Origin of the sequence: Ligilactobacillus acidipiscis (assembly GCF_900116935.1) — a bacterium.
GTDB classification, from domain to species: domain Bacteria; phylum Bacillota; class Bacilli; order Lactobacillales; family Lactobacillaceae; genus Ligilactobacillus; species Ligilactobacillus acidipiscis.
This window is the reverse complement of the sequence record NZ_LT630287.1, coordinates 2,055,086-2,075,191: the sequence shown is the minus strand read 5'-3', so window position 1 is coordinate 2,075,191 and position 20,106 is coordinate 2,055,086. Positions and strand designations below refer to the sequence as shown.

Below are 20,106 nucleotides of genomic sequence, written 5' to 3'. Positions count from 1 at the left end.
TAATGAAATTTTTAACAGCGGTCAATGAATTTTTCAAAGTAAAAAAATTAAAGATTGGGCTTAATTTTTGCACTGTACTATCCGATAAAGTAACTGGGATAGATTATAATTATGAGAGAATTATTGTGGAAAACAAGTGAAAATACAACATATTGTGATCCCGTTAACTTTGAAATGGCTTTTTTATGCGATACGAATATTCTTAGTAGTAGATGAGATTATTTATTTTAAGTTGAAGAACTAAACGTAAATGATCAAATTTCTAGGGAAACATAGTCAATCCTTGGTTGACAAGTTTGGTATTGTTACTAAAGTATTGGCTTTGCAAAATCGATTTGCTTGTCGAATTCCATGCTAACATTTTAGACTTATATACTAATTTCTTCGCAAAAACGGGTCGAGACCGACCACATTATATTCTAGCAAAGTAGGTTGATTTTCAATTAGATGTGAAAGAAAAAAATTTATTTTAACCTGAATTATTCATACTTTTTGTCTTAAATAAAATTTGGCGCAAAATAACCGTGGTCTCAGAAAAAAGCTTTTTTTGTTAGTTTTGCGGTCGTATTGCTTAAAAAAGGGCAGACTTCACCCTTTCCCTAGAAAATATATTTTATTTTGTGAGTTCACAGCGGGTATATTTTAATGTTTTGGATCTTAAACAGTGTCTGCCAGAATAATTTATCAAACACATTGGTCTGGGATAAATGGACCCAGATCTGATGGGCGTGGTGCGTGACCTTAGCTGCCAAATGAAGTAATTTAAAGCGGATGGTCTCGACCTGAGCGTGTTTAAGTTCCGGTGGTAAAACCAAGTTCTTCATGGCTTGGAGTATATTGTAAGCCGTGCCAGCCACCAACATGCGAAACTCATTGGCGTTAAAGCTGGAACTGTCCGTTTTATCAAAATGAAAACCGCGTTTAACTTCTTTGATCAAGTCTTCCATTGAACCACGTTGTTGATAGAGGGCAAAGACTTGCGGACCACTCAATTCTTCCAAGTTGGTCACGATAAACTCATGGTCAAACAGTAAATTTCCCGCTGGCCGAGTTGATCTAATGATCACCCGATAAGGGCGTGGCCAACTTTGGGGACAGTAATCCTGCAGGACATGCCATTGGACTTCAGTTTCGCTGAAGTCGTGGTCGCCCACTTGGATCAAGCGCTCAGCCCGACTTTGGAGTTGGCGGTTCGCTTTCATGCGGATCACGAATTTAGCCTGTTTTTTATCACAGGCACGGTAGATCCCTGGCGCTGCGAAACCAGAATCTCCCCGCACGAGGACATCCAAAGAAGACTGGTCATAGGCCCGTAGGCCCCGTAATAAGAATTTAGTCGCTCCCTGTGAAGTATAGCGATTGCCTGGACGTAATTGGGCATTCAATAAGCAGCCCGATAAAGCATCGAAAGCTAGTAATGGATGATAACCGTTAGTCTGATAATGACCGTTATAAGCACTTTTTTCTTGGTTACCAAATGTATCAGCATGCGTGGAGTCGAGGTCAAGGATCAGCTGATGTTGATTCAGCTGGCCCAGGACTAAGTGCGCCAAAGAGATCATTACAGACTTGACGGAGAAAAGGCCTGTCGCCGAGACGTGATTGATAAAACGTGAGAGCGTCGGTTGGGAAGCGACTGCTTGTTTTAGAGCTAAGTTGAAATCAGCCGCTTGGGCCAAGGTGTTAGCAGACTGATCCTGGGAATACCCCGCTAGTAATTGAAATAACAACTGCTTGAATAAATCGTTCATAGTGAAGGTACAATACTTGCGACCATCTTTGAAACGCAAGTTAGTCTCTAAAAACTGGTCAAAGTGGAGTTGATGGAGAAACTCAGCAAGCAATAAAGTCCCCGCATCGTTCGCTAGCTCACCGCCGTCATTAGAAATTTTGATTTGTTTATTGAATAAAAGCTGTTTATGATGTAAAGTCGACATTAGGAGCACTCCTGTTCTTTGTAGTGTTTAGTCGACTTTACAATAGCACAGGATGTGCTCATTTTGTACACCCAGCAGGTGAAAAAGAAAAAAGGTCAGCAACAGCACGGCAACAACCAAAAGCAGACCTCAAGGTAAAATTATGAATAATCCAGGTTTAAAAAGATTAGGACATTTTTATCATAGCAGGGAGTATTGACACGAATCTCAATAAATGTCATATTCATTTAATAGGTGAGAAAGTCATTAAGCGAGAAAGTATAAAATGCGCAAGCTGAAAGTAAAGGAAGTTCATCTTGTTTTTGTAAGGTAATTTCTTTCGTTCGTTTTTGTATATAATCGTAGGGTAAAAGCAGTTTATTTGTTCAATATTAAAAAGTATATGCCACCGGATTTTTTAATTGTCAAAATGGTACTGTCAAATATTCTAAAAAACTATATAATTAGAAATCGTGATAGTAATTAAAGAAAGAAACGGGTTTTAAAAATGAATTTAGTTAATAATGACCTGCAAGTTCATAATAATGGGACGATGCAAGCCACAACACAGGCATCTAATTCGCAGCAAGCAGCTGAGTTTTCGGATGCTTTAGAAACAGCACAACAAACGATCAAAATCAAAAAGGGCGATACTGTCTCTGAGTTGGCAGAGAAATATCACACCACTACACAAGCTGTTGCTCAGGCTAACCAGTTAAACGATCCGGATTTTATTCTAGCCGGACAGAACTTAACTATTCCTGGAAGACCGCAAATAAGTTCGACTGCGCAACCGACCTCTATGGTCAATGATGCTGGAACAATAACGTCACTAGCGAATGTTGACCTTGATAAGGGCGCTTCTGCCAGTTCTAGCAATAGTTTAGAGCCAACATTGGCTGGGGCAGAAAAAAGTGCACGTGATTATATTATTCAGCATGAATCGAGTAATAACTATAATGCTCGAAATGGACGCTATATTGGTAAATATCAGCTAGATAAAAATTATTTGCATGGTGATTTTTCACCTGCCAACCAAGAAAAAATTGCGGCTCAATATGTCCAACAAAGATACGGCAGTTGGGCTAACGCACAGAAACATTGGGTCAAGAATCACTGGTATTAAATTGATTTCATAACAAGAACGGGGTCACATCACAAAAGATGCGGCTCTTTTTTTAAGAAAGAGGGATATTTGGCGTTAAAACATGTCTTTTTGAAAAAATTTCAAAAAATGACTTAAACAATTTAAAACTGGACCGATATATATATTTGTAAGCAACAAAATACAAAATATTTGGGGGAACAAACAATGAGAATTAATACTAACGTAGCTGCATTGAACACATATTCACGTTTATCTGCAGCCAATGCTTCAAAGAGTGATTCTTTGGCAAAACTTTCATCCGGCAAGCGGATCAACAAAGCCGGCGACGACGCTGCAGGCTTGGCTATCTCAGAAAAAATGAAGGCACAGATCGGTGGCTTGAAGCAAGCTAAACGTAATGCCCAAGATGGTATTTCTTTGATCCAAACAGCTGAAGGAGCTTTGAGTGAAACTCATAGTATCTTGAGCCGGATGAATGATTTGGCAGTGCAAGCTTCCAACGATACTTTAACTGACGAAGATCGTGGTAAGATCACTAAAGAAGTTACGGCTTTGCAAAAGAACATTGATGATATCTCTAACAACACAGAATTTAATACTAAGAAATTGTTAGATAAGGCTGATAATAAATTTACTTTCCAGGTTGGTGCCAGTGAGGGACAGACCGCTGAAATTACTATTGGAAAGATGGATTCGAAAACCTTGGCTGTTGATGCAGACAGTGTCAAATTGGGAACTGCAGTTGATGCATCTGCTTCTATCAAGAAAATAACTGATGCGATCAATACAGTTTCTGACCAACGTGCAGATTTGGGTGCAGCGCAAAATGGGTTAAACCATACGATCAATAACCTGGGCACCACAACAGAAAATCTTTCTGAAGCTAATTCACGGATCGAAGACGTGGATATGGCTGAAGAAATGATGAACTTTACGAAGTCTAATATTCTTTCGCAAGCAGCAACATCAATGTTGGCTCAGGCAAATGCAATGCCAAATAGTGTTCTTTCTTTGTTACAAGGTTAATATTTCTAAACAAATTTAATTTACCCTAACGAATGATTATGTTGAAACGTATAACCGGTATGAGAACCATTATTCTTGTACCGGTTTTTTTATGTAAAAATGCTAAATTTAGGGCTTAAACATTTTAAATAAGTTCCGATAGTTATAAGTGTAAAGATATCCAACAATAAATATTTAGGGGGACTTAAAATGAGGATTAATACAAATGTTGCAGCATTGAATACTTATTCGCGTTTAACCGCTGCAAATGCTTCTAAGAGTGATTCATTAGCAAAGCTTTCGTCTGGTAAGCGCATCAACAAGGCTGGTGACGATGCCGCAGGTTTAGCTATTTCAGAAAAAATGAAGGCTCAGATTGGTGGTTTGAAACAAGCTAAGCGTAATGCCCAAGATGGGATCTCTTTGATTCAGACAGCTGAAGGTGCTTTGAGCGAAACTCACAGTATTTTGAGCCGAATGAACGACTTGGCAGTTCAAGCTGCTAACGATACCTTGACTGACGAAGACCGGACTAAGATCACTAAAGAAGTTACGGCTTTACAAAAAAACATCACTGATATTTCTAACAACACAGAGTTTAACACTAAGAAATTGTTGGACACAGCTGCTAATAAGTTTACTTTCCAAGTCGGTGCTAGTGCAGGTCAGACTGCTGAAATCACTATTGGAAAGATGGATGCTGATACTTTGGGCGTTGGTGATACTTTGACTCCTGGAACACCTGAAGATGATACAGATTCTGAAAATATAATTCCAGCTGTTCCAGGTAAAGGTGTTGACTTAAGCGATGCTACCAAGGCTAGTCAATCAATTGCTAATATTAAAGCAGCTATTGACACTGTTTCTAGTCAACGTGCTGACTTGGGTGCTGTTCAAAATGGTTTGAACCATACGATCAACAATCTGGGAACAACAACAGAAAATCTTTCTGAAGCTAACTCACGGATCGAAGACGTTGATATGGCGGAAGAAATGATGAACTTTACGAAGTCCAACATTCTTTCACAAGCTGCAACATCAATGTTGACACAGGCTAACGCAATGCCAAACAGTGTCTTGTCATTACTTCAAGGCTAATAAAATATTGTTGGCACAGGCCGATCGTCGTTTATTCGGCGGTCGGCTATTTTAAGTGCGCCCGGCATGGGCAGTAACTAGGCGGTGTAAGTCCGCTGTGAGCCGTAGTGGCCGGTATCACGAGTCGAAGACAAGGGTGTCTATCGTGAGGTAGAATCTGAAGGAAGTCCTAGACGAAACATCGAATCGATGAACAAGAAGTGGCTAAAAGGCTGGAAACGGTGGGATGAGATTGCTTAACAAATCGAAGTCCCTGACCACTCGAAACCGTCACAGTAAAGCCAACGGTTTGATGCGAAAGCTACTGCTCTTACCCGGGGAGGTCTGTCATGGTAGTTCTCTCAAGCTGGAAGTTATTTCTGGCAGGAACAGGCTCAATAGTAATGTTGAGTTGTCCATGACAGAAGTCAGCCGAGGCCATAGTAGCCAGTAATGGTGAAGGGCTGAACAACAATAATTTTGATTCATCCTGGAGGTGGAAACAATGCGACAATCGCAGAAAACAGAAAATAAAGCTGACTACCTGCGAAGGGTAACCCTGGAAGGGTCAGAGCAAACAGGAGCGCGTAGCGTTGTTTCTGGTGAAAAGAGAACTCAAAATGGCTTATTACGTGAGAAGGTCTTAGACCGGAATAATTTAAATCGGGCCTTTGTCCATGTCAAGCGTAATAAAGGGGCTGGAGGAATTGACGGCATGTCCGTTGAGGAACTTGGCCCATACTTGAAAGAGAATAACGTAAAACTAATCGAGGCCTTGCGAACCGAAAGCTATGAACCCCAACCTGTCAAACGAGTTGAGATTCCTAAGCCAGATGGTTCGAAACGTCAGTTAGGAATCCCAACGGTCGTTGACCGTGTGGTTCAACAGGCGTTACAACAGCAACTGTCTCCTATTTTTGAAAAAGTATTCTCAGATAATAGTTATGGTTTTCGACCACACCGCAGTGCACAAAGTGCTGTGAAAAAGGTGGTTGCTTATTATAATCAGGGTTATCACTACGTGGTCGACCTTGATTTAAAGTCCTATTTTGACAATGTGAACCATGATTTACTAATTAAATTTGTTGAAAATTACATTAGTGAGCCATGGGTCTTGCATTTGATTCGTAAGTTCTTGACGAGTGGTGTTATGAATGGTCGATTTTTCGAGAAGTCCGCTAAAGGTACACCGCAAGGTGGCAATATTTCACCATTACTAGCAAATATTTATCTGAACGAGCTGGACAAAGAATTGACCAAAAGAGGACATAAATTTGTACGCTATGCGGATGACTGTAATATCTATGTTAAAAGTAAGCGTGCGGGTGAACGGGTTCTCAAAAGCATCACCCAGTTTTTAGAAAAGGAACTCAAGGTTGAAGTGAATGCAGAAAAGACGCAAGTCGGTTCTCCACTAAGACTGAAGTTTCTAGGTTTTTCGCTGGGTGTGGGACGCAATAGCGCCTACCCGCGTCCTCATAAAAAACCTAAACAGAGAATTAAACAGGAATTGACAAGAATCACCAAGAGAAGCCGAGGCGTCAGCCTTGATAGGATCCTGCATGAAATTAAGCAGAAAATGCAGGGCTGGATCCAATATTATTCCATTGGGAAGATGAAAATCTTTCTCCAACAACTAGACAAATGGTTGCGCTCGCGCATCCGCCAGTATATCTGGAAACAGTGGAAGAATATCGGAACCCGTTATAAAGCATTGATTAAACTAGGCTTGACACCCAAACAGGCGAAAATCTACGTCAATACTCGTAAGGGATACTGGCGCAACGCGCACAGTAAAACACTGTTGATGACCATAACTAATAAAAGACTGGCACAGCGTGGGCTAATAAATCTGTCCAAACTGTACCAGTCTATTCAAGCAAAAGCTTAAGTTGTTGAACCGCCGTATACGGTTCCGTACGTACGGTGGTGTGGGAGGTCGATAGTGTGAACTATCTCCTACCCGATTAACAATAGGTCGTGAGCTTTGCGACCTGGTATTAAAGTTGGATAGGTTACGTAGCCCGACTAAGAAAATAAGGTGGAGAAATGCGGGCAGAAGCCGAGCATTAACGGACTTTAACAATAAGTCGTGTCTTTAGCGACTTGTTGTTGAAGTTAGTTAAGCGCAAGCTTTTGCATTTCGTAACCTGACTAAAAAACAAGGTGGAGCAAATCGGAAACTTCCGAGCATTGGAACAACAGACTTTGAAACTTGGCATCGAAATTTGTTGCTTAGATAAGCCGAAGAAGTTGACTTGTGCAACCTGATTAAGTTAAAAGATGGGTAGGGAGAATTTAACAAGAAATGAAATATTGGAGTGAATATATGTAGGACACAGAAAGAAGGGACAGGTAACATGCAGATCAATAATATTCCACCAGTTGACCCCACGCCGGCTGTTAATAAAATCCAGAAAGTTGCAACTGATAGTTATGAAATGGATACTTCATTAATGGACGAATCGTTCATTCGCAAAGATCAGGAAAAATATTTGGGTAAACTTTTTCATTTAAATGATGGTAAAAACGTTAAAGAAGTTGAAGATTCAGACGATAATGTAGTTGTAGATCCGCAAGAACTGCAAAAAGCAGTTGAAACATTGAATAAAAAGATACTGGGCCGCGATTTTAAATTGAAATTCGAAATTCACCAGCGGACTGGACGGCAGTACGTTGAAATGGTGGATATGCAAAGCGGTAAAGTGTTAAAAGAGATTCCTTCTCATAAAATGCTTGATGTTTTGGGAAAAATCTGGGATCAGATGGGAATTGCGGTCGATAAGAAAGGATAGTGACGTAAATGGCTGATATTACAAGTGCTACTTCAGCACCAAATGCTGGGCTCAGCTTTTTGGGCCAGTACTCTGGGATCACAACGGATGTTGTTGACCAGTTGATCGAGGCTGAATCTGGTGGAAAAACGCTATTACAAAACAAAGTTACCAAATATAACCAGGAAAAATCTGCCTGGAGTGAAATTTCATCAGCTTTAAGTAATTTTCAAACTAAGCTTAAAGCCTTGCAGAATAATGACAGTTATTATTCTAAAATTGCTAAAAGTTCGAATGAAGACCTAGCAACGATCTCAGGAAATTCTGACGCCAAAAATGGTGGTGATTTTGAGTTGTTGGTCAGTCAATTAGCTAAGCAAAATAAGTTGACTGGTAGCCAGGTCAGCGCAGCAGAGACGAATAGCACTGATCTTAACTTGAACGGTAAACTGACTTTTGCTTATCAAGGAGAAAAAACTGATGATAGCCCAGAAACTGTTGATATTGATATCACAGAGAAGGACTCACTACTCGATATTGCTGATAAGATCAATAAAGAATCAAAAAATATCGGTGTTTCGGCAGTAGTGATCAACAAACGCCTAGTTTTGACGAATAACAAATCTGGCGCCAAAGAAACAACACTGGATCAAACAAAGAATACAGCTACTTTAGCTGCCTTGGGCTTAAATACTTCCGCTGATCTAGGACAGGCTGCCAAGTATAGCTTAGACGGCATTGACATGGAAAGTGACAGTAACGTGATCTCCGATGCGATCGATGGTGCGACGATCACCTTGAAAAAAGAAATCAAGCCTGAAGATACAGTTACTTTATCCTTGAAGAATGATGATTCTAAAACAGTCAAGGCCGCTACTGATTTTGTAACACAATACAATAACTTAATGAGTTTGATCAAAAGTGACTTGGATGTGGGCAACCCGTCAGCTTCCACAGCGGATAGTTCTTCGACTAATGTTCAAGGTAAGCTGGTTGGCGATTCGACCTTGCAACGGCTACAGTCATCTTTGAGAAATATGATCACACAAGCCGATAAAGATAATGGTGCTAGTCTGAGTCCCTTCGATATGGGCTTTTCTGTTGACAAGGATGGTGTTTTGAGCCTTGATGAAGACAAGTTTAAGTCACAGTTAGCTGATTCACCGGAAAAAGTCCATGACTTTTTCTATGTTCAAGGTGAGGACAGCTTCGACGAAAGTACTGACACGGGCTATACCGCTAAATTAAATAATTTGGTCAATGAATTTATTAGCAACGATGCTACTAAAAAAGGGATCATTACTAATAAAAGCGACAGTATTGATAAGATGGTCAAAGACTTGAATTCGCAGATCGATGACTTCACCGCGCGTCTGGCCGATAAACGGGAACAATATATTGCACAGTTTACTCAGTTAGACTCGATCATGATGCAAGCCGATTCACAAATGCAGTACATGCAAAGTCAGCTGGGTGTAGATCAACAATAATAACGATCATAAAAGAGGTGTAGAAGTTTGGGAGAACAAGAAATTGAACGAATATTAACAGATTTAAAGCAAAATATGAAAAACTGGGATCAATCAACTTTCTCAATCACGGCTTTACTACAAGCTAATGATCAATTATTGACTCAATTGCAGGAAACTGAGTCAAACTTGTCAGCGCCGCAAAAAGCAGTTTTACAACAAGTTATGTCTGAATATCAGAGTCTGATGCAAGTAACGGTGAAAGAGAAGAAAAAAGTGTTGCAACAATTAAAGAGTTTAGATCGTCAAAAGTCTTCCAGGGGTGGGACTTACCACCAAAAAATTATCGATGGGACGATGATCGAACTGAAATATTGATCCGCAACTCCAAGCTGGGATTACAAAAAATAGTTAAATTGATGGCGGAGGAATTGAATTAATGGATGTAAAACAGAGACAAAAGCAACGTGATTTTTACTTGAAGAATCAAGTGTTGACTGCTTCGCCTAACAAGTTGATCAGTTTATTGATCTCTGGAGGCATTAAAGCAATCAAATTAGCTGAAATCTCATTAGATCAAAATGATATGGTAAAGGCAAACCATGAATTGCTTAGAGCTCAAGACATTGTTGATGAACTTAAATTTTCACTAGATCATTCAGTTGAGAGTCAAATTACGGTAGACTTAGATCGTTTATATAATTTTATCACGCAACAGTTAGTGGCCGCTAATGTCAGCAAAGACCAGGAAAAACTGCCGCCAATTGTTAAATTGCTAGAAGAATTATTAGAAACTTGGAATGAAGTCAGCCAAAAACAAAATATTTAGTAAAACTACTACAGAACTGACAGCAGTTTTGTAGTGGTTTTATTTTTTTGAAAATTTTTTTAATAAGTTTGCTTAAATCTTTTCATTTTTGTCCGATAAGTAAAAGTGGAAGATCAAAGAGGAGGAGAAACAAATGGACCTGTTTTTACTGATCGGTATTTGTGCCGCATTGGTTATCGTGGTGGCAGCGATGATTTTAAAGGGTGCTAGCCTAGCCATGCTATTTAGCCCTGAAGCCATGATGATTATTTTTGGGGGGATCATTGTAGCGCTGATCAATACATATCCGTTAGCTGACATCAAACGTTTACCAGGAATTTTTAAAGTATTATTTCAATCAAAAAAGTATGATTACCGCGCAACAATCGATAAATTAGTAGAACTATCAAATGTTGCCAGGCGTGAAGGATTATTGGCCTTGGAAACACCTGTTAATAATTTGGATCCTGAAAAAGATGCCTTTTTAAAACGCGGCATGGAGATGGTGGTTGATGGGATCGATAAAGAAGAGATCCAAGAAATCATGGAAAATGAGATTTCATCGATCGAGGAACGTCATGCTAAAGGAACTGCCATGATGCAAACTGCCGGCAGTACTTCACCCACACTTGGTGTGATGGGTGCCGTGATCGGCTTGATCGGTGCACTTGGACACTTAGATAACGTTAGTGTATTGGGAGAGTCGATCTCATCGGCCTTTGTTGCGACGTTATTTGGTATTTTTATGGGATACTTAGTGTTCATGCCTTTTGCTAAAAGACTGCAACGTAAATCAGAACAAGAAATTCAAAATTTAGAACTGATCATGGCAGGAACATTGGCGATCGAAGAAGGAGTTTCAGCGAAAACAATGGAAAAGAACCTTGAAAGTATGATCAGTGAAACAAATCGGGCCGATATCGAAAAAAATAAATAGTACTTAAAGGAGTGGGACAATCATGCGTAAGAAAAAGAAAAAAAATGATAGTGATAGTGAAGCATGGATGCTCCCTTATTCTGACATGTTAACATTGCTACTTGCCCTGTTTATTGTGATGTTTGCTTCAGCCAAGGTCGATGATAGTAAGTTCCAAAAAATCAGTTCAGAGTTTGGGTCGATCATGGCTTTGTCACCAGAGCAACAAAATCATAAAAGTGCGGCAGTCGGTGGATCAAACGCAATCGAACTTGATTCAACGTCAGTAACTAATAAAGAAAAAGATAGTCAGGCACCGGACCCTAAAACTAAAAAAGCAGCGATCAAACAAGAAAATGGAGTAAAGGGCAGTATTTCGCAACAGAATCAAGAACAACGGTTAAAAGAAATTGTGAAGAGTTTAAATCAGACCGCTGCAGAGATGAATCTAGGAAAGAATACAAAAGCTTCAATTAAATCCGACGGATTACATTTAAATTTGGATAGTAATATTTTATTTGACAGTGGTAGTGCGGATCTGACTGCCGATTCTGCTGCAGCTTTAAAGGAACTGGGACCAAAGATTCAACAACTGAAAGAAAATGAGGTTATTATTGCTGGTTATACAGATAATGTGCCGCAAGAATCGAAAGACTATCCAAGTAACTGGGAATTGAGTGCTGCTCGAGCAGTTTCAGTCATGCGGTTCTTTGTGCAGCAAAAGGCAGTGACGGAAGGCAACGTCTCAATTGAAGCTTTTGGTGAAAATAACCCCAAAGCAACTAATGATACACCAGCAGGACGTGCTAAAAATAGGAGAGTGGAACTAGTGATAAAAAAATAAACTGAGCAAACTATTATTGAAAAATAGATGAAGTACATTTTCACTATTGGAATAGTGAAAAATCAAAAGTGGATAGGTAACTTGGTTATTCAGTAAGAGAATCTTGTTTTCTCCACAAAAATTATTTCAAGAAGAATAATTTATAAAATATGGTATAGGTAAAAAATGCCAAAAAATTGACTAATTTTTAAAATTGTATATTAACGAGTAGATTTATCAGACATTATTTAAATTTATATATAAATTAGTGATCGAGGCGCTTTCAAAATTTTTGTGGTTCAGAAATGACATACATAAATGCGATGTTTCGCCTTTTTTAGTTAAAAAAATAATTAATAAAATAATTGAAAATAACTTAAAAATTAACTTGATTGTGAGCGTGTTAACAGCTAAAATGGGAGTATTAAGAAGTTTGTGTAAATGAAAATCCCTTCTCCTGGCAAAATAAAGTATTAATCGAAAAGTGATTCTAACGTGTCTTTGACTTGACCAAATCCGCGATGGCTACGATTGAAGTACTTTTCGTTATAGCTTATGACTTGAACTCCAATGAAATTGTCTAAAGATTTTTCGTTTGGAAATTGTTCCTTTGGTTTGGTCTTGCGTTTGATTCTTTTGTTCAGTGATTCTAAGATATTGGTTGAATAAATTGTTGGTCGAATGGCCGGGGGAAAACTCAGGAAAGCTAATAGTTCATTTTCAATGGATTTAAGTTGCTGGATCAGATTGGAATACGATTTCCCCCATGCACCATAAAAATCATTTAAGATCTTGTGTGCTGCAGTTACATCGGTCGCTGAATGCAACTCTTTAAAGTCATTTAAGATCGCCTCACGATCTTTTAAACGCACATGCGAACCAATATTGCGCATAACATGTACTAGGCATCTTTGAAATTTAGCTTTCGGGAAAGCGTGCAATAATGCTGGCTGCAGACCAACCATTCCATCTGCAATGATCAACTGGACTTGTTCTAATCCACGTTTTTTAAGATCTTCTGCCATTTCTGACCAAACTCCTGTATTTTCACTTGGAGCGATTCGATAATCAAGAACTTCTTTGATGCCGACAGATGTAATACCTAAAGCAATATAGACCGCTTCTCTTTGAACTGAATCGCGGCGCAAAGGTAAGTAAGTTGCATCTAAGAAAAGACAAACATAGTTTGCCTTAATAGTTCGTTGATGAAAAGCTTCAATCTGTTTTGTTACCTGAGCAGTGATATTAGAAACAGTACTAGGTGAATAATAAGAGCCATACATTTTTTCAATCAAATCTGCAATTTCACGGGTCGTAACGCCCTTGGAATAAAGCTGAATGATTGTTGTTTCTAAAGCGTCCTGACGACGAGAATAAGCTGGAAGCAGGTGGTTATGAAAATGGCCTTTACGGTCACGCGGCACAGCAATTTTCAACTTACCATATTCAGAGTCAATTAAACGATAATACTGGCCATTACGAGAATTGCCAGTATTAAAGCCACTGCGGTCATAAGGATCATAACCAAGTAAGGCAGTCAGTTCAGCTTGCAAGATGTGATTAATAGCCGTTTCGAGTTGTTGACGAAAAAGTTCTTTAACATCGCCATTTGACAATAGAGTTTTGGTTAGATTTTTGGTAAACTGACCCATGGGGAATCCCTCCGTTTTGGTTTGATTTGGATGATTTAATCATACGGGGAAGGGATTCCCTTTTCAACAGGACTTTTATTCATTTACACAAACTATTTTATACTCTCGCTAAAATTATAATGCTGTGAAAAATATAGAAAAAGTTTGATAAAGAGGACATCTTGGCTGCAAGCAACTACTATGAAAATTGAAATATAAAAAGTTTGAAAATATTAGTGTTAAATCAAAGAAAATAGGTGTAATTAATTTTGGAAAATACATATGGCTTAATGAAAGAAGCTTTAAACGTTTCTTCTAATAGAGCACAATTGAACGCAAATAATATTGCTAATGTCAATACGCCGGGTTTCAAAGCTAAACGAATCGAGTTTGAAAGTGTTTTGAATAATGCTTTGGACCAAGAAACACACCTAAAAACTACATCTAAAATGCATATGCAAGCAGGCGGGGCAATTGAACCGCATGAAAGCGTGCGCAATGATACGGCTGTTAAAGAAAATGGCAATAACGTTGATTTAGATGTTGAGATGTTAAATCAGGCACAAAATGGTTTGAATTATAGCGCGTTGACATCACAACTCAAAGGGCGTTACCAAATGATGAGTTATGTTTTGAATCATTAATGGTAAGACTAAATTGGAGAAGAGGAGATCAGAGTGAGTATTTTTAATGGATTGCAGATCAATGCCAGCGGCTTAGCCTTAGAGCGGTTAAAGCTTGATACGACATCAACTAATATTGCAAACGTCAATACAACACGAACGCCGGAAGGTGGCCCGTACCGCCGGAAGTCAGTTCAATTCGCTGAAAATTTACGTCAAGTCGAAGCAGACAATGGAAATATCATGGAAGCCAACAAACGACAGAGTTCCGGTGTAAGAGTGACTGGCATTGCACAGGATCAAACTGAGAAGTTGAGTTATAAACCAGATGACCCCGATGCCGACCAAAATGGTTATGTTCATTTACCGAATGTTAACTTGGCGGATGAGATGATCGACTTGATCCAATCGCAAAGATCTTACGAAGCAAATGTTGCTTCGAGTCAGGTCAATAAGCAGATCTTGAGTAAGGCACTAGAAATATCAGAAAATTAGGAGAGATAAAATGGCACAGGTCAATGGTATTAACGGCTTAAATAATTATGCTACTCAACTGCGCAAAGTTACTGGACTCGATAATTCTGATCAGACAGTTAAAGGCGCCGGTAAAACATTCGGTGATTATTTGGATCATGCTTTATCCGGTTTAAATTCAAGCATGAAAGTTATGGATCAGTCAACTACCGATATGATCAGTGGAAAACAAGATGACTTAGGGCAGGTCATGATCAATATGACTGAAAGTCAATTAACTTTACAGACTGCAGTTCAAGTTCGTAATAAAGCTTTGGAAGCTTATAACGATCTTAAGAACATGCAGTTTTAGTCGTGTAGTGGGGGCTTGGAAGTGGATAAAGTAAAGGACTTTTTTGGAAACTTAAAAGACAAATGGTCTAATCTAAATCGTTTAGTAAAAATTGCTATCATAGCTGGTTTGATCAGCATACTTGCTGCTGGTGGGATCGTATATTATCTGAACACCAGAGTTGAGTATGCCGTTTTGTTTTCGAATTTAAGTGACGCAGACGCTGGGACGGTTACGAAAGATTTGGAAGATCAAGACATCAAGTACAAGTTAAAAGATGATGGTAAAACGATCTTAGTTGATAAGACAAAAGTCGACCAGTATCGGATCGATATGGCCGTCGATAACAAACTGCCCGATAGTTCACAAGGCTATGAGTTATTTGATGATACCAGCATGATGACCACTGATGAAGACCGTAAGATCATGTATCAGCGGGCAACGACTGGTGAGCTGGAACGTTCGATCGGTTCTTTAAATGCTGTCAAAAAAGCTAAAGTAATGTTAACGATGCCTGATGATGATGTCTTTAGTGATGATGCCAAAGGAAAAAAAGCCAAAGCATCGGTTGCATTGACGTTGAATGGCAACACGATCTCAAATTCAGCAGTTAAAGGGATCGTTGAGTTGACCACAGGTGCCGTTAAGGGATTAACAGCCGAAAACGTTAAAGTTGTTGATAGTAATGGAAATGTATTGGCTGATGGGAATAATGACAATGATGATCTGACAGGTGCGAACAGTAAATATATGCAGATCCAAAAACAGTTTGAAAAACAACTTGAAAAGAAGATCACACGTGTTTTGGGCCCATTAGCTGATGGAAACAAAATCAGCGTCGCAGTTAACGCTGACCTTAATTTTGACGCACTGGAACGCAAGACTACGAAATATAGCAATCCAAATTTACGGAGTGAAAATGTTCAAGCTAATGGGAACCAAGAACAGATCCAACAAGCACAGACTGGTCAAACCGATGATAATGTCTCTAACGTAACTGGCGATAATACCGATAATGGCGCTTCATATAGCCGGACGATCAATAATGAATTAGATACTGATGTGACTAAGCAAGTTAGCGCACCGGGAACTGTGAAGAGGTTAACGACCTCTGTTGCTATTCGTGGAGATGTTAGTGGGGACCAGCAGGCGCAGATCAAAAGTATTGTGCGTTCAGCTATCGGTTACGATAAGGATCGTGGTGATAAAGTTACTGTTCAAGCTTTAGATGTTCCAGACACGACACCAAAAGTTCATAAGACTAAGACGGTGAAGAATAATGTGCCGTGGTGGTACATCGCCCTTCCGATCGGTGTCATCGCAATCGCTGGTATCGCAGCCTTTTTGATCATTCGCAAGAAACGCCAAGATGACGATGATGACTACTACGATGATGATTATGATGTCGATGTAACTGATGATTCACCACAACCTGGACCTACTTCTTCAGCGAATAGTGAGCCGTTACCGGAAGCAAAACAAGAGGAAAAAGCAGTACCTCTGCAGGAAAAACCAGAAGTCAAAGAAAGACAAGCTAAGGATAAACAGGCTAAAGATTATGCCCAGACTAATCCAGCAGTTACGGCTGAATTGCTGAAAGCTTGGATGAAAGATCATCACTAGGAGGGGAAATAAGAGATGGCTCAATTGAGTGGAGTAAAAAAAGCGGCGATCTTAATGATCTCTTTAGGGTCAGAAGCGTCCTCCCAGGTAATGAAACTTTTACCTGACAGTATGATTCAAAAAGTCAGTTATGAAATAGCTAATACAGATTATGTGACTCCAGAAGAAAAGAATGCTGTCATCGATGAATTTGTCGACACTGCCACAGCCAGACAATATGTTTTGGATGGTGGGATCGACTACGCAAAGGATCTTTTAGTTAATTCGTTAGGGCCGCAACGAGCCAAAGAAGTTCTGGATGGTTTGAACACGATCCAGTTGCGGGAACAACCGTTTAACATTGCCCGTCGTGCTAATGAGCAGCAATTAGTTAATTTGCTAGTAGAAGAACATCCACAAACTATTGCTTTGATATTGTGTTATATGCAGGCTGAGAAGGCTGCCAGTGTTTTGTCAGAATTTCCAGATGAATTGCAATCTGATGTAGCTGAACGAGTGGCAACGATTTCGGCCACTTCACCAGAAACGATTCAGCGGATCGAAAAAGTTATGGAAGATAAGTTTTCCAATGTGGTTGATGGTGAACGTGAGAATATCGGTGGTGTCGGCGCATTGGTCGATATCTTGAATTCAACGGGCCGCAGTACCGAAAAGACGATCTTGGCCGGTCTGGAAAGCAGACAGCCAGAATTGGCCAGTGAAGTTCAGGCCAACCTATTTACTTTCGAAGATATTACTACTTTGCAAGCGTTGGATGTGCAAAAAGTATTACGTGATGTGACAAACGATGTATTAGAGCTGGCCTTGAAAGGCAGCGATGATCGTATCAAAGACTTTATCTTCGGTAATATGTCACAACGTGCGGTTGAAAATATCAAAGAAGATCTTGAGTTTATGGGGCCAACTAGATTATCAGCTGTCGAAGAAGCGCAACAAAAAGTTGTCGCAGTTATTCGGAAGTTAGACGAAAGAGGCAAGATCTATATTGGTCGAGGAGGTCAAGACAGCATTGTCTAATAATATTTTGAAACAGCAGGCAATGCCCCTGCATGGTAAGAATGTTGGTATAAAGACAGCAGATTTTGTTCCTCAAATAAAAAAGCAAGATCCACAGTTAACAGCTCTTGACGCTAAATTAGCACATCAGACGGCAGCTTACCAGCAAAAGCTAAAACAGCTGAAAGCTGAGATGTTAGTAGATGCAAAACAAAAGGCAGCAGAAATCAAGCAAGAAGCCTATGATTCTGGTTATGCTCAGGGAAAAAAAGATGGATACCAGGAGGCTGTGACAAAAGGACAACAAAAAATGGCACCTCTAGTCAAGCAGGCACAAGATAACGTGGAGCAAAGTCTGGCAGAGTCAAAACAGTACCTGGCAGAAAAACAGGATGAGATCACTTCTTTTGCAGTACAGTTGGCCGAAATTATTTTGAAGACGCAGTTGGAACTAACGCCAGAAAAGATCACTGCAATTTTGAGTCCATTATTATTCGAACTCGAAAAACCAGATGAAGTATTGATGGTCTGGGCTAACTCCGCTTATCATGAATCACTGACCACTAAGTTAGAGCAGGTCAAAGAAGAAATTTCTGATCTGCGTTACATAATTTTTGATGATGATAGTTTAAATGCTTTGCAGCTGCGTGTCGAATCAAACGAATCGGTAGTTGATATTGACATTAAAAAGGAATTACAAGGTTTTCTGGAACAATTGTGAGGTAAATAAATGACAAAGATAAAGATCCCCTTTAAAAATTATTTAAACCAAGCGAAAAAATATCCTTTTTATTCGGTATACGGCAAAGTCAGCGAAGTTGTTGGTCTTGTGATCAAAGTCGAAGGTTTGCAAGCCTTCGTCGGTGAAGTCTGTGAGGTCTATGCGAAAAAAGCGGGCAAAAAGACAGTGACGGAGGTTGTTGGATTCGTTAAACAAACGGTCTTATTGATGCCATTAGATGAGCTAGAGGGGATCGCGCCGGGTTGCCTAGTGGCTGCAACTGGCAAGACACTTGAAGTCAAGGTCGGGCCAAAAATGCTGGGACATACTTTCGATGGCCTAGGACGTCCATTGAAAGGTTCCAAGCTTGACCAGTCTGAAATGGTCGGGTATCCAGCGATGCAGGAAGCCCCAGATCCATTTAAACGGCAAGACATTGAAAAAATCATGCCGACTGGTATTCGAGCAATCGATGGATTATTAACGGTTGGCGAGGGACAGCGAGTCGGGATCTTTGCCGGCAGTGGGGTCGGTAAAAGTACTTTGCTGGGGATGATCGCTAAGTATTGTCAGGCCGATGTGATCGTGATCGGTTTGATCGGTGAACGTGGCCGTGAGGTGAGAGAATTTATCGAAAAAGACTTGGGTGAAGGTTATGCTAAGTCGATCGTAGTGTGTGCTACTTCTGATATGCCGCCCTTAGTTCGACTGAAAGGTGCATATACGGCCACGGCAATTGCTGAGTATTTTCGTGATCAGGGCAAAAAAGTTGTTTTGATGATGGATTCGGTCACACGTTTTGCGATGGCTCAACGTGAAATTGGTCTATCAACTGGGGAACCGCCAACTACCCGGGGTTATACTCCTTCGGTTTTTGCCGAATTACCCAAGTTGATGGAAAGAAGCGGAATGTCTGACAAGGGTTCGATCACAGCATTTTATACGGTCTTGGTCGAAGGTGACGACATGAACGAACCGATTGCTGATGCAGTTCGCGGGATCTTAGACGGGCACATTATTTTATCGCGAGAAATTGCGGCCCAAAATCATTATCCGGCAGTTGATGTTCAACCTAGTGTCAGTCGTTTGATGAAATCGTTGGTCTCTCAAGAACATAATATCCATGCCAGTGAATTGCGTGAAAATTTGAAAGCATACGCTGATGCGAAAGATTTGATAGATATCGGGGCATATAAGAGCGGAACAAATCCTGTGATCGACTATGCTGTGCAGCTGCACAAACCGATCGATGACTTTTTGCAACAAGCCGTGGATGAATTTTCAAGTTTCACAGATACAGAGGAGAGATTGCAGCAGTTGTTTGCTTCGAATAATGTTTTAGGTGACGGTCGGATCACTGCAGAAGAGTAGGGAGATCAGGGATGGAAGAATTTAATTTTTCATTACAAAAAGTGCTGGAATATCGTTTGCAAGTTGAAGACCAGGTCAAGGGGCATTTTGCTGAAGTCAACCGCCTGGAAAACGAGAAAAATACTGAATTGGATCAAGTCATGCAAGAAAAAGACAGCATGATGGAAACTCCACAATTTTCAGTTAGCAGAATGCAAGTCACACGACGCTATATTCAAGCTCTTAACGACCAGATCATGATTTGTCACGATCAACTGTTGGGGTTGCAAGCACAAAAAGAGCAAATTCGCAGTGAATTGATCGAAACACAGAAACAACGGAAAATATTAGAGCGGCTTAAAACAAAGCAGCTTGCACAATATCAAAAGGAGCTAGCCCGTGAGGAACAAAAGCAGTTGGATGATTTTCACCGGCCACAACAAAATGTAAATATCGCTTGA

The 20,106-nt window shown here is 40.0% G+C and carries 20 protein-coding genes; 18 read left to right on the top strand and 2 right to left on the bottom strand.

Annotated features, from left to right (window positions below; genetic code table 11):
• Positions 1–626 precede the first annotated feature (626 nt).
• Positions 627–1,937, bottom strand: coding sequence for an IS1380 family transposase (locus tag BQ5903_RS09715; RefSeq protein WP_010499943.1), 1,311 nt, complete (start codon positions 1,935–1,937; stop codon positions 627–629).
• 487 nt (positions 1,938–2,424) lie between these two features.
• Between BQ5903_RS09715 and apf the strand changes: the two genes are divergently transcribed.
• The 10 genes from apf (at position 2,425) to BQ5903_RS09665 (ending at position 11,917) form a co-directional block, all read left to right on the top strand.
• Positions 2,425–3,042, top strand: coding sequence for an aggregation-promoting factor (gene apf, locus BQ5903_RS09710; RefSeq protein ID WP_079579425.1), 618 nt, complete (start codon positions 2,425–2,427; stop codon positions 3,040–3,042).
• Positions 3,043–3,228: 186 nt separating this feature from the next.
• Positions 3,229–4,050 (top strand): flagellin N-terminal helical domain-containing protein, encoded by an 822-nt coding sequence (locus BQ5903_RS09705; protein WP_079579424.1) that lies wholly within the window; start codon positions 3,229–3,231, stop codon positions 4,048–4,050.
• Between the two features lie 189 nt (positions 4,051–4,239).
• Positions 4,240–5,127: a flagellin N-terminal helical domain-containing protein gene (locus BQ5903_RS09700; RefSeq protein ID WP_079579423.1), complete on the top strand. Its 888-nt coding sequence runs from the start codon at positions 4,240–4,242 to the stop codon at positions 5,125–5,127.
• Positions 5,128–5,611: 484 nt separating this feature from the next.
• Entirely contained in the window at positions 5,612–6,997 is a 1,386-nt protein-coding gene (gene ltrA / locus BQ5903_RS09695) for a group II intron reverse transcriptase/maturase (RefSeq protein WP_079578317.1), read from the top strand.
• Between the two features lie 469 nt (positions 6,998–7,466).
• Positions 7,467–7,901 carry a flagellar protein FlaG gene (locus BQ5903_RS09690; RefSeq protein ID WP_010498465.1) on the top strand — a complete coding sequence of 145 codons (435 nt, stop codon included), beginning with the start codon at positions 7,467–7,469 and terminating at the stop codon, positions 7,899–7,901.
• Between the two features lie 8 nt (positions 7,902–7,909).
• Positions 7,910–9,370, top strand: a complete 1,461-nt coding sequence (gene fliD, locus BQ5903_RS09685) for a flagellar filament capping protein FliD (protein WP_079579422.1) — start codon at positions 7,910–7,912, stop codon at positions 9,368–9,370.
• A gap of 27 nt (positions 9,371–9,397) precedes the next feature.
• The gene (locus tag BQ5903_RS09680) at positions 9,398–9,727 is read left to right on the top strand and encodes a hypothetical protein (protein WP_010498460.1); all 330 of its coding nucleotides are present in this window, start codon (positions 9,398–9,400) and stop codon (positions 9,725–9,727) included.
• Between the two features lie 61 nt (positions 9,728–9,788).
• The gene (gene fliS / locus BQ5903_RS09675) at positions 9,789–10,178 is read left to right on the top strand and encodes a flagellar export chaperone FliS (protein WP_010498459.1); all 390 of its coding nucleotides are present in this window, start codon (positions 9,789–9,791) and stop codon (positions 10,176–10,178) included.
• Positions 10,179–10,311: 133 nt separating this feature from the next.
• The gene (locus BQ5903_RS09670; protein ID WP_010498457.1) at positions 10,312–11,094 is read left to right on the top strand and encodes a MotA/TolQ/ExbB proton channel family protein; all 783 of its coding nucleotides are present in this window, start codon (positions 10,312–10,314) and stop codon (positions 11,092–11,094) included.
• 22 nt (positions 11,095–11,116) lie between these two features.
• Positions 11,117–11,917, top strand: a complete 801-nt coding sequence (locus BQ5903_RS09665) for an OmpA family protein (protein ID WP_079579421.1) — start codon at positions 11,117–11,119, stop codon at positions 11,915–11,917.
• Between the two features lie 452 nt (positions 11,918–12,369).
• Here BQ5903_RS09665 and BQ5903_RS09660 read toward each other — a convergent pair whose 3' ends face one another.
• The gene (locus tag BQ5903_RS09660; RefSeq protein WP_079579420.1) at positions 12,370–13,548 is read right to left on the bottom strand and encodes an IS256 family transposase; all 1,179 of its coding nucleotides are present in this window, start codon (positions 13,546–13,548) and stop codon (positions 12,370–12,372) included.
• Between the two features lie 248 nt (positions 13,549–13,796).
• Between BQ5903_RS09660 and flgB the strand changes: the two genes are divergently transcribed.
• From flgB to fliJ, 8 genes are read left to right on the top strand one after another with little or no spacing between them, the layout of a single operon-like run.
• Complete coding sequence (gene flgB / locus BQ5903_RS09655) at positions 13,797–14,171, top strand: flagellar basal body rod protein FlgB (RefSeq protein ID WP_010498161.1); 375 nt, start codon at positions 13,797–13,799, stop codon at positions 14,169–14,171.
• A 33-nt stretch (positions 14,172–14,204) separates the two neighbouring features.
• Positions 14,205–14,645 carry a flagellar basal body rod protein FlgC gene (gene flgC, locus BQ5903_RS09650; protein ID WP_039099298.1) on the top strand — a complete coding sequence of 147 codons (441 nt, stop codon included), beginning with the start codon at positions 14,205–14,207 and terminating at the stop codon, positions 14,643–14,645.
• Between the two features lie 10 nt (positions 14,646–14,655).
• Positions 14,656–14,976: a flagellar hook-basal body complex protein FliE gene (gene fliE, locus BQ5903_RS09645; protein WP_010498165.1), complete on the top strand. Its 321-nt coding sequence runs from the start codon at positions 14,656–14,658 to the stop codon at positions 14,974–14,976.
• Positions 14,977–14,997: 21 nt separating this feature from the next.
• A complete protein-coding gene (gene fliF, locus BQ5903_RS09640; protein WP_010498167.1) occupies positions 14,998–16,578 on the top strand; it encodes a flagellar basal-body MS-ring/collar protein FliF in 1,581 nt (526 codons plus the stop codon).
• Positions 16,579–16,593: 15 nt separating this feature from the next.
• Complete coding sequence (gene fliG / locus BQ5903_RS09635; RefSeq protein ID WP_079579419.1) at positions 16,594–17,595, top strand: flagellar motor switch protein FliG; 1,002 nt, start codon at positions 16,594–16,596, stop codon at positions 17,593–17,595.
• A complete protein-coding gene (locus tag BQ5903_RS09630; RefSeq protein WP_079579418.1) occupies positions 17,588–18,295 on the top strand; it encodes a FliH/SctL family protein in 708 nt (235 codons plus the stop codon). The genes fliG and BQ5903_RS09630 overlap by 8 nt, the downstream gene beginning before the upstream one ends.
• A gap of 9 nt (positions 18,296–18,304) precedes the next feature.
• Positions 18,305–19,666, top strand: coding sequence for a flagellar protein export ATPase FliI (gene fliI, locus BQ5903_RS09625; RefSeq protein WP_079579417.1), 1,362 nt, complete (start codon positions 18,305–18,307; stop codon positions 19,664–19,666).
• A gap of 11 nt (positions 19,667–19,677) precedes the next feature.
• Positions 19,678–20,106: a flagellar export protein FliJ gene (gene fliJ, locus BQ5903_RS09620; protein WP_079579416.1), complete on the top strand. Its 429-nt coding sequence runs from the start codon at positions 19,678–19,680 to the stop codon at positions 20,104–20,106.

Coding starts and splice junctions, on each gene's coding strand:
- BQ5903_RS09715 (WP_010499943.1), bottom strand. CDS start 1,937: ATGTCGACTTTACATCATAAACAGCTTTTATTCAATAAACAAATCAAA.
- apf (WP_079579425.1), top strand. CDS start 2,425: ATGAATTTAGTTAATAATGACCTGCAAGTTCATAATAATGGGACGATG.
- BQ5903_RS09705 (WP_079579424.1), top strand. CDS start 3,229: ATGAGAATTAATACTAACGTAGCTGCATTGAACACATATTCACGTTTA.
- BQ5903_RS09700 (WP_079579423.1), top strand. CDS start 4,240: ATGAGGATTAATACAAATGTTGCAGCATTGAATACTTATTCGCGTTTA.
- ltrA (WP_079578317.1), top strand. CDS start 5,612: ATGCGACAATCGCAGAAAACAGAAAATAAAGCTGACTACCTGCGAAGG.
- BQ5903_RS09690 (WP_010498465.1), top strand. CDS start 7,467: ATGCAGATCAATAATATTCCACCAGTTGACCCCACGCCGGCTGTTAAT.
- fliD (WP_079579422.1), top strand. CDS start 7,910: ATGGCTGATATTACAAGTGCTACTTCAGCACCAAATGCTGGGCTCAGC.
- fliS (WP_010498459.1), top strand. CDS start 9,789: ATGGATGTAAAACAGAGACAAAAGCAACGTGATTTTTACTTGAAGAAT.
- BQ5903_RS09670 (WP_010498457.1), top strand. CDS start 10,312: ATGGACCTGTTTTTACTGATCGGTATTTGTGCCGCATTGGTTATCGTG.
- BQ5903_RS09665 (WP_079579421.1), top strand. CDS start 11,117: ATGCGTAAGAAAAAGAAAAAAAATGATAGTGATAGTGAAGCATGGATG.
- BQ5903_RS09660 (WP_079579420.1), bottom strand. CDS start 13,548: ATGGGTCAGTTTACCAAAAATCTAACCAAAACTCTATTGTCAAATGGC.
- fliE (WP_010498165.1), top strand. CDS start 14,656: ATGGCACAGGTCAATGGTATTAACGGCTTAAATAATTATGCTACTCAA.
- fliG (WP_079579419.1), top strand. CDS start 16,594: ATGGCTCAATTGAGTGGAGTAAAAAAAGCGGCGATCTTAATGATCTCT.
- fliI (WP_079579417.1), top strand. CDS start 18,305: ATGACAAAGATAAAGATCCCCTTTAAAAATTATTTAAACCAAGCGAAA.
- fliJ (WP_079579416.1), top strand. CDS start 19,678: ATGGAAGAATTTAATTTTTCATTACAAAAAGTGCTGGAATATCGTTTG.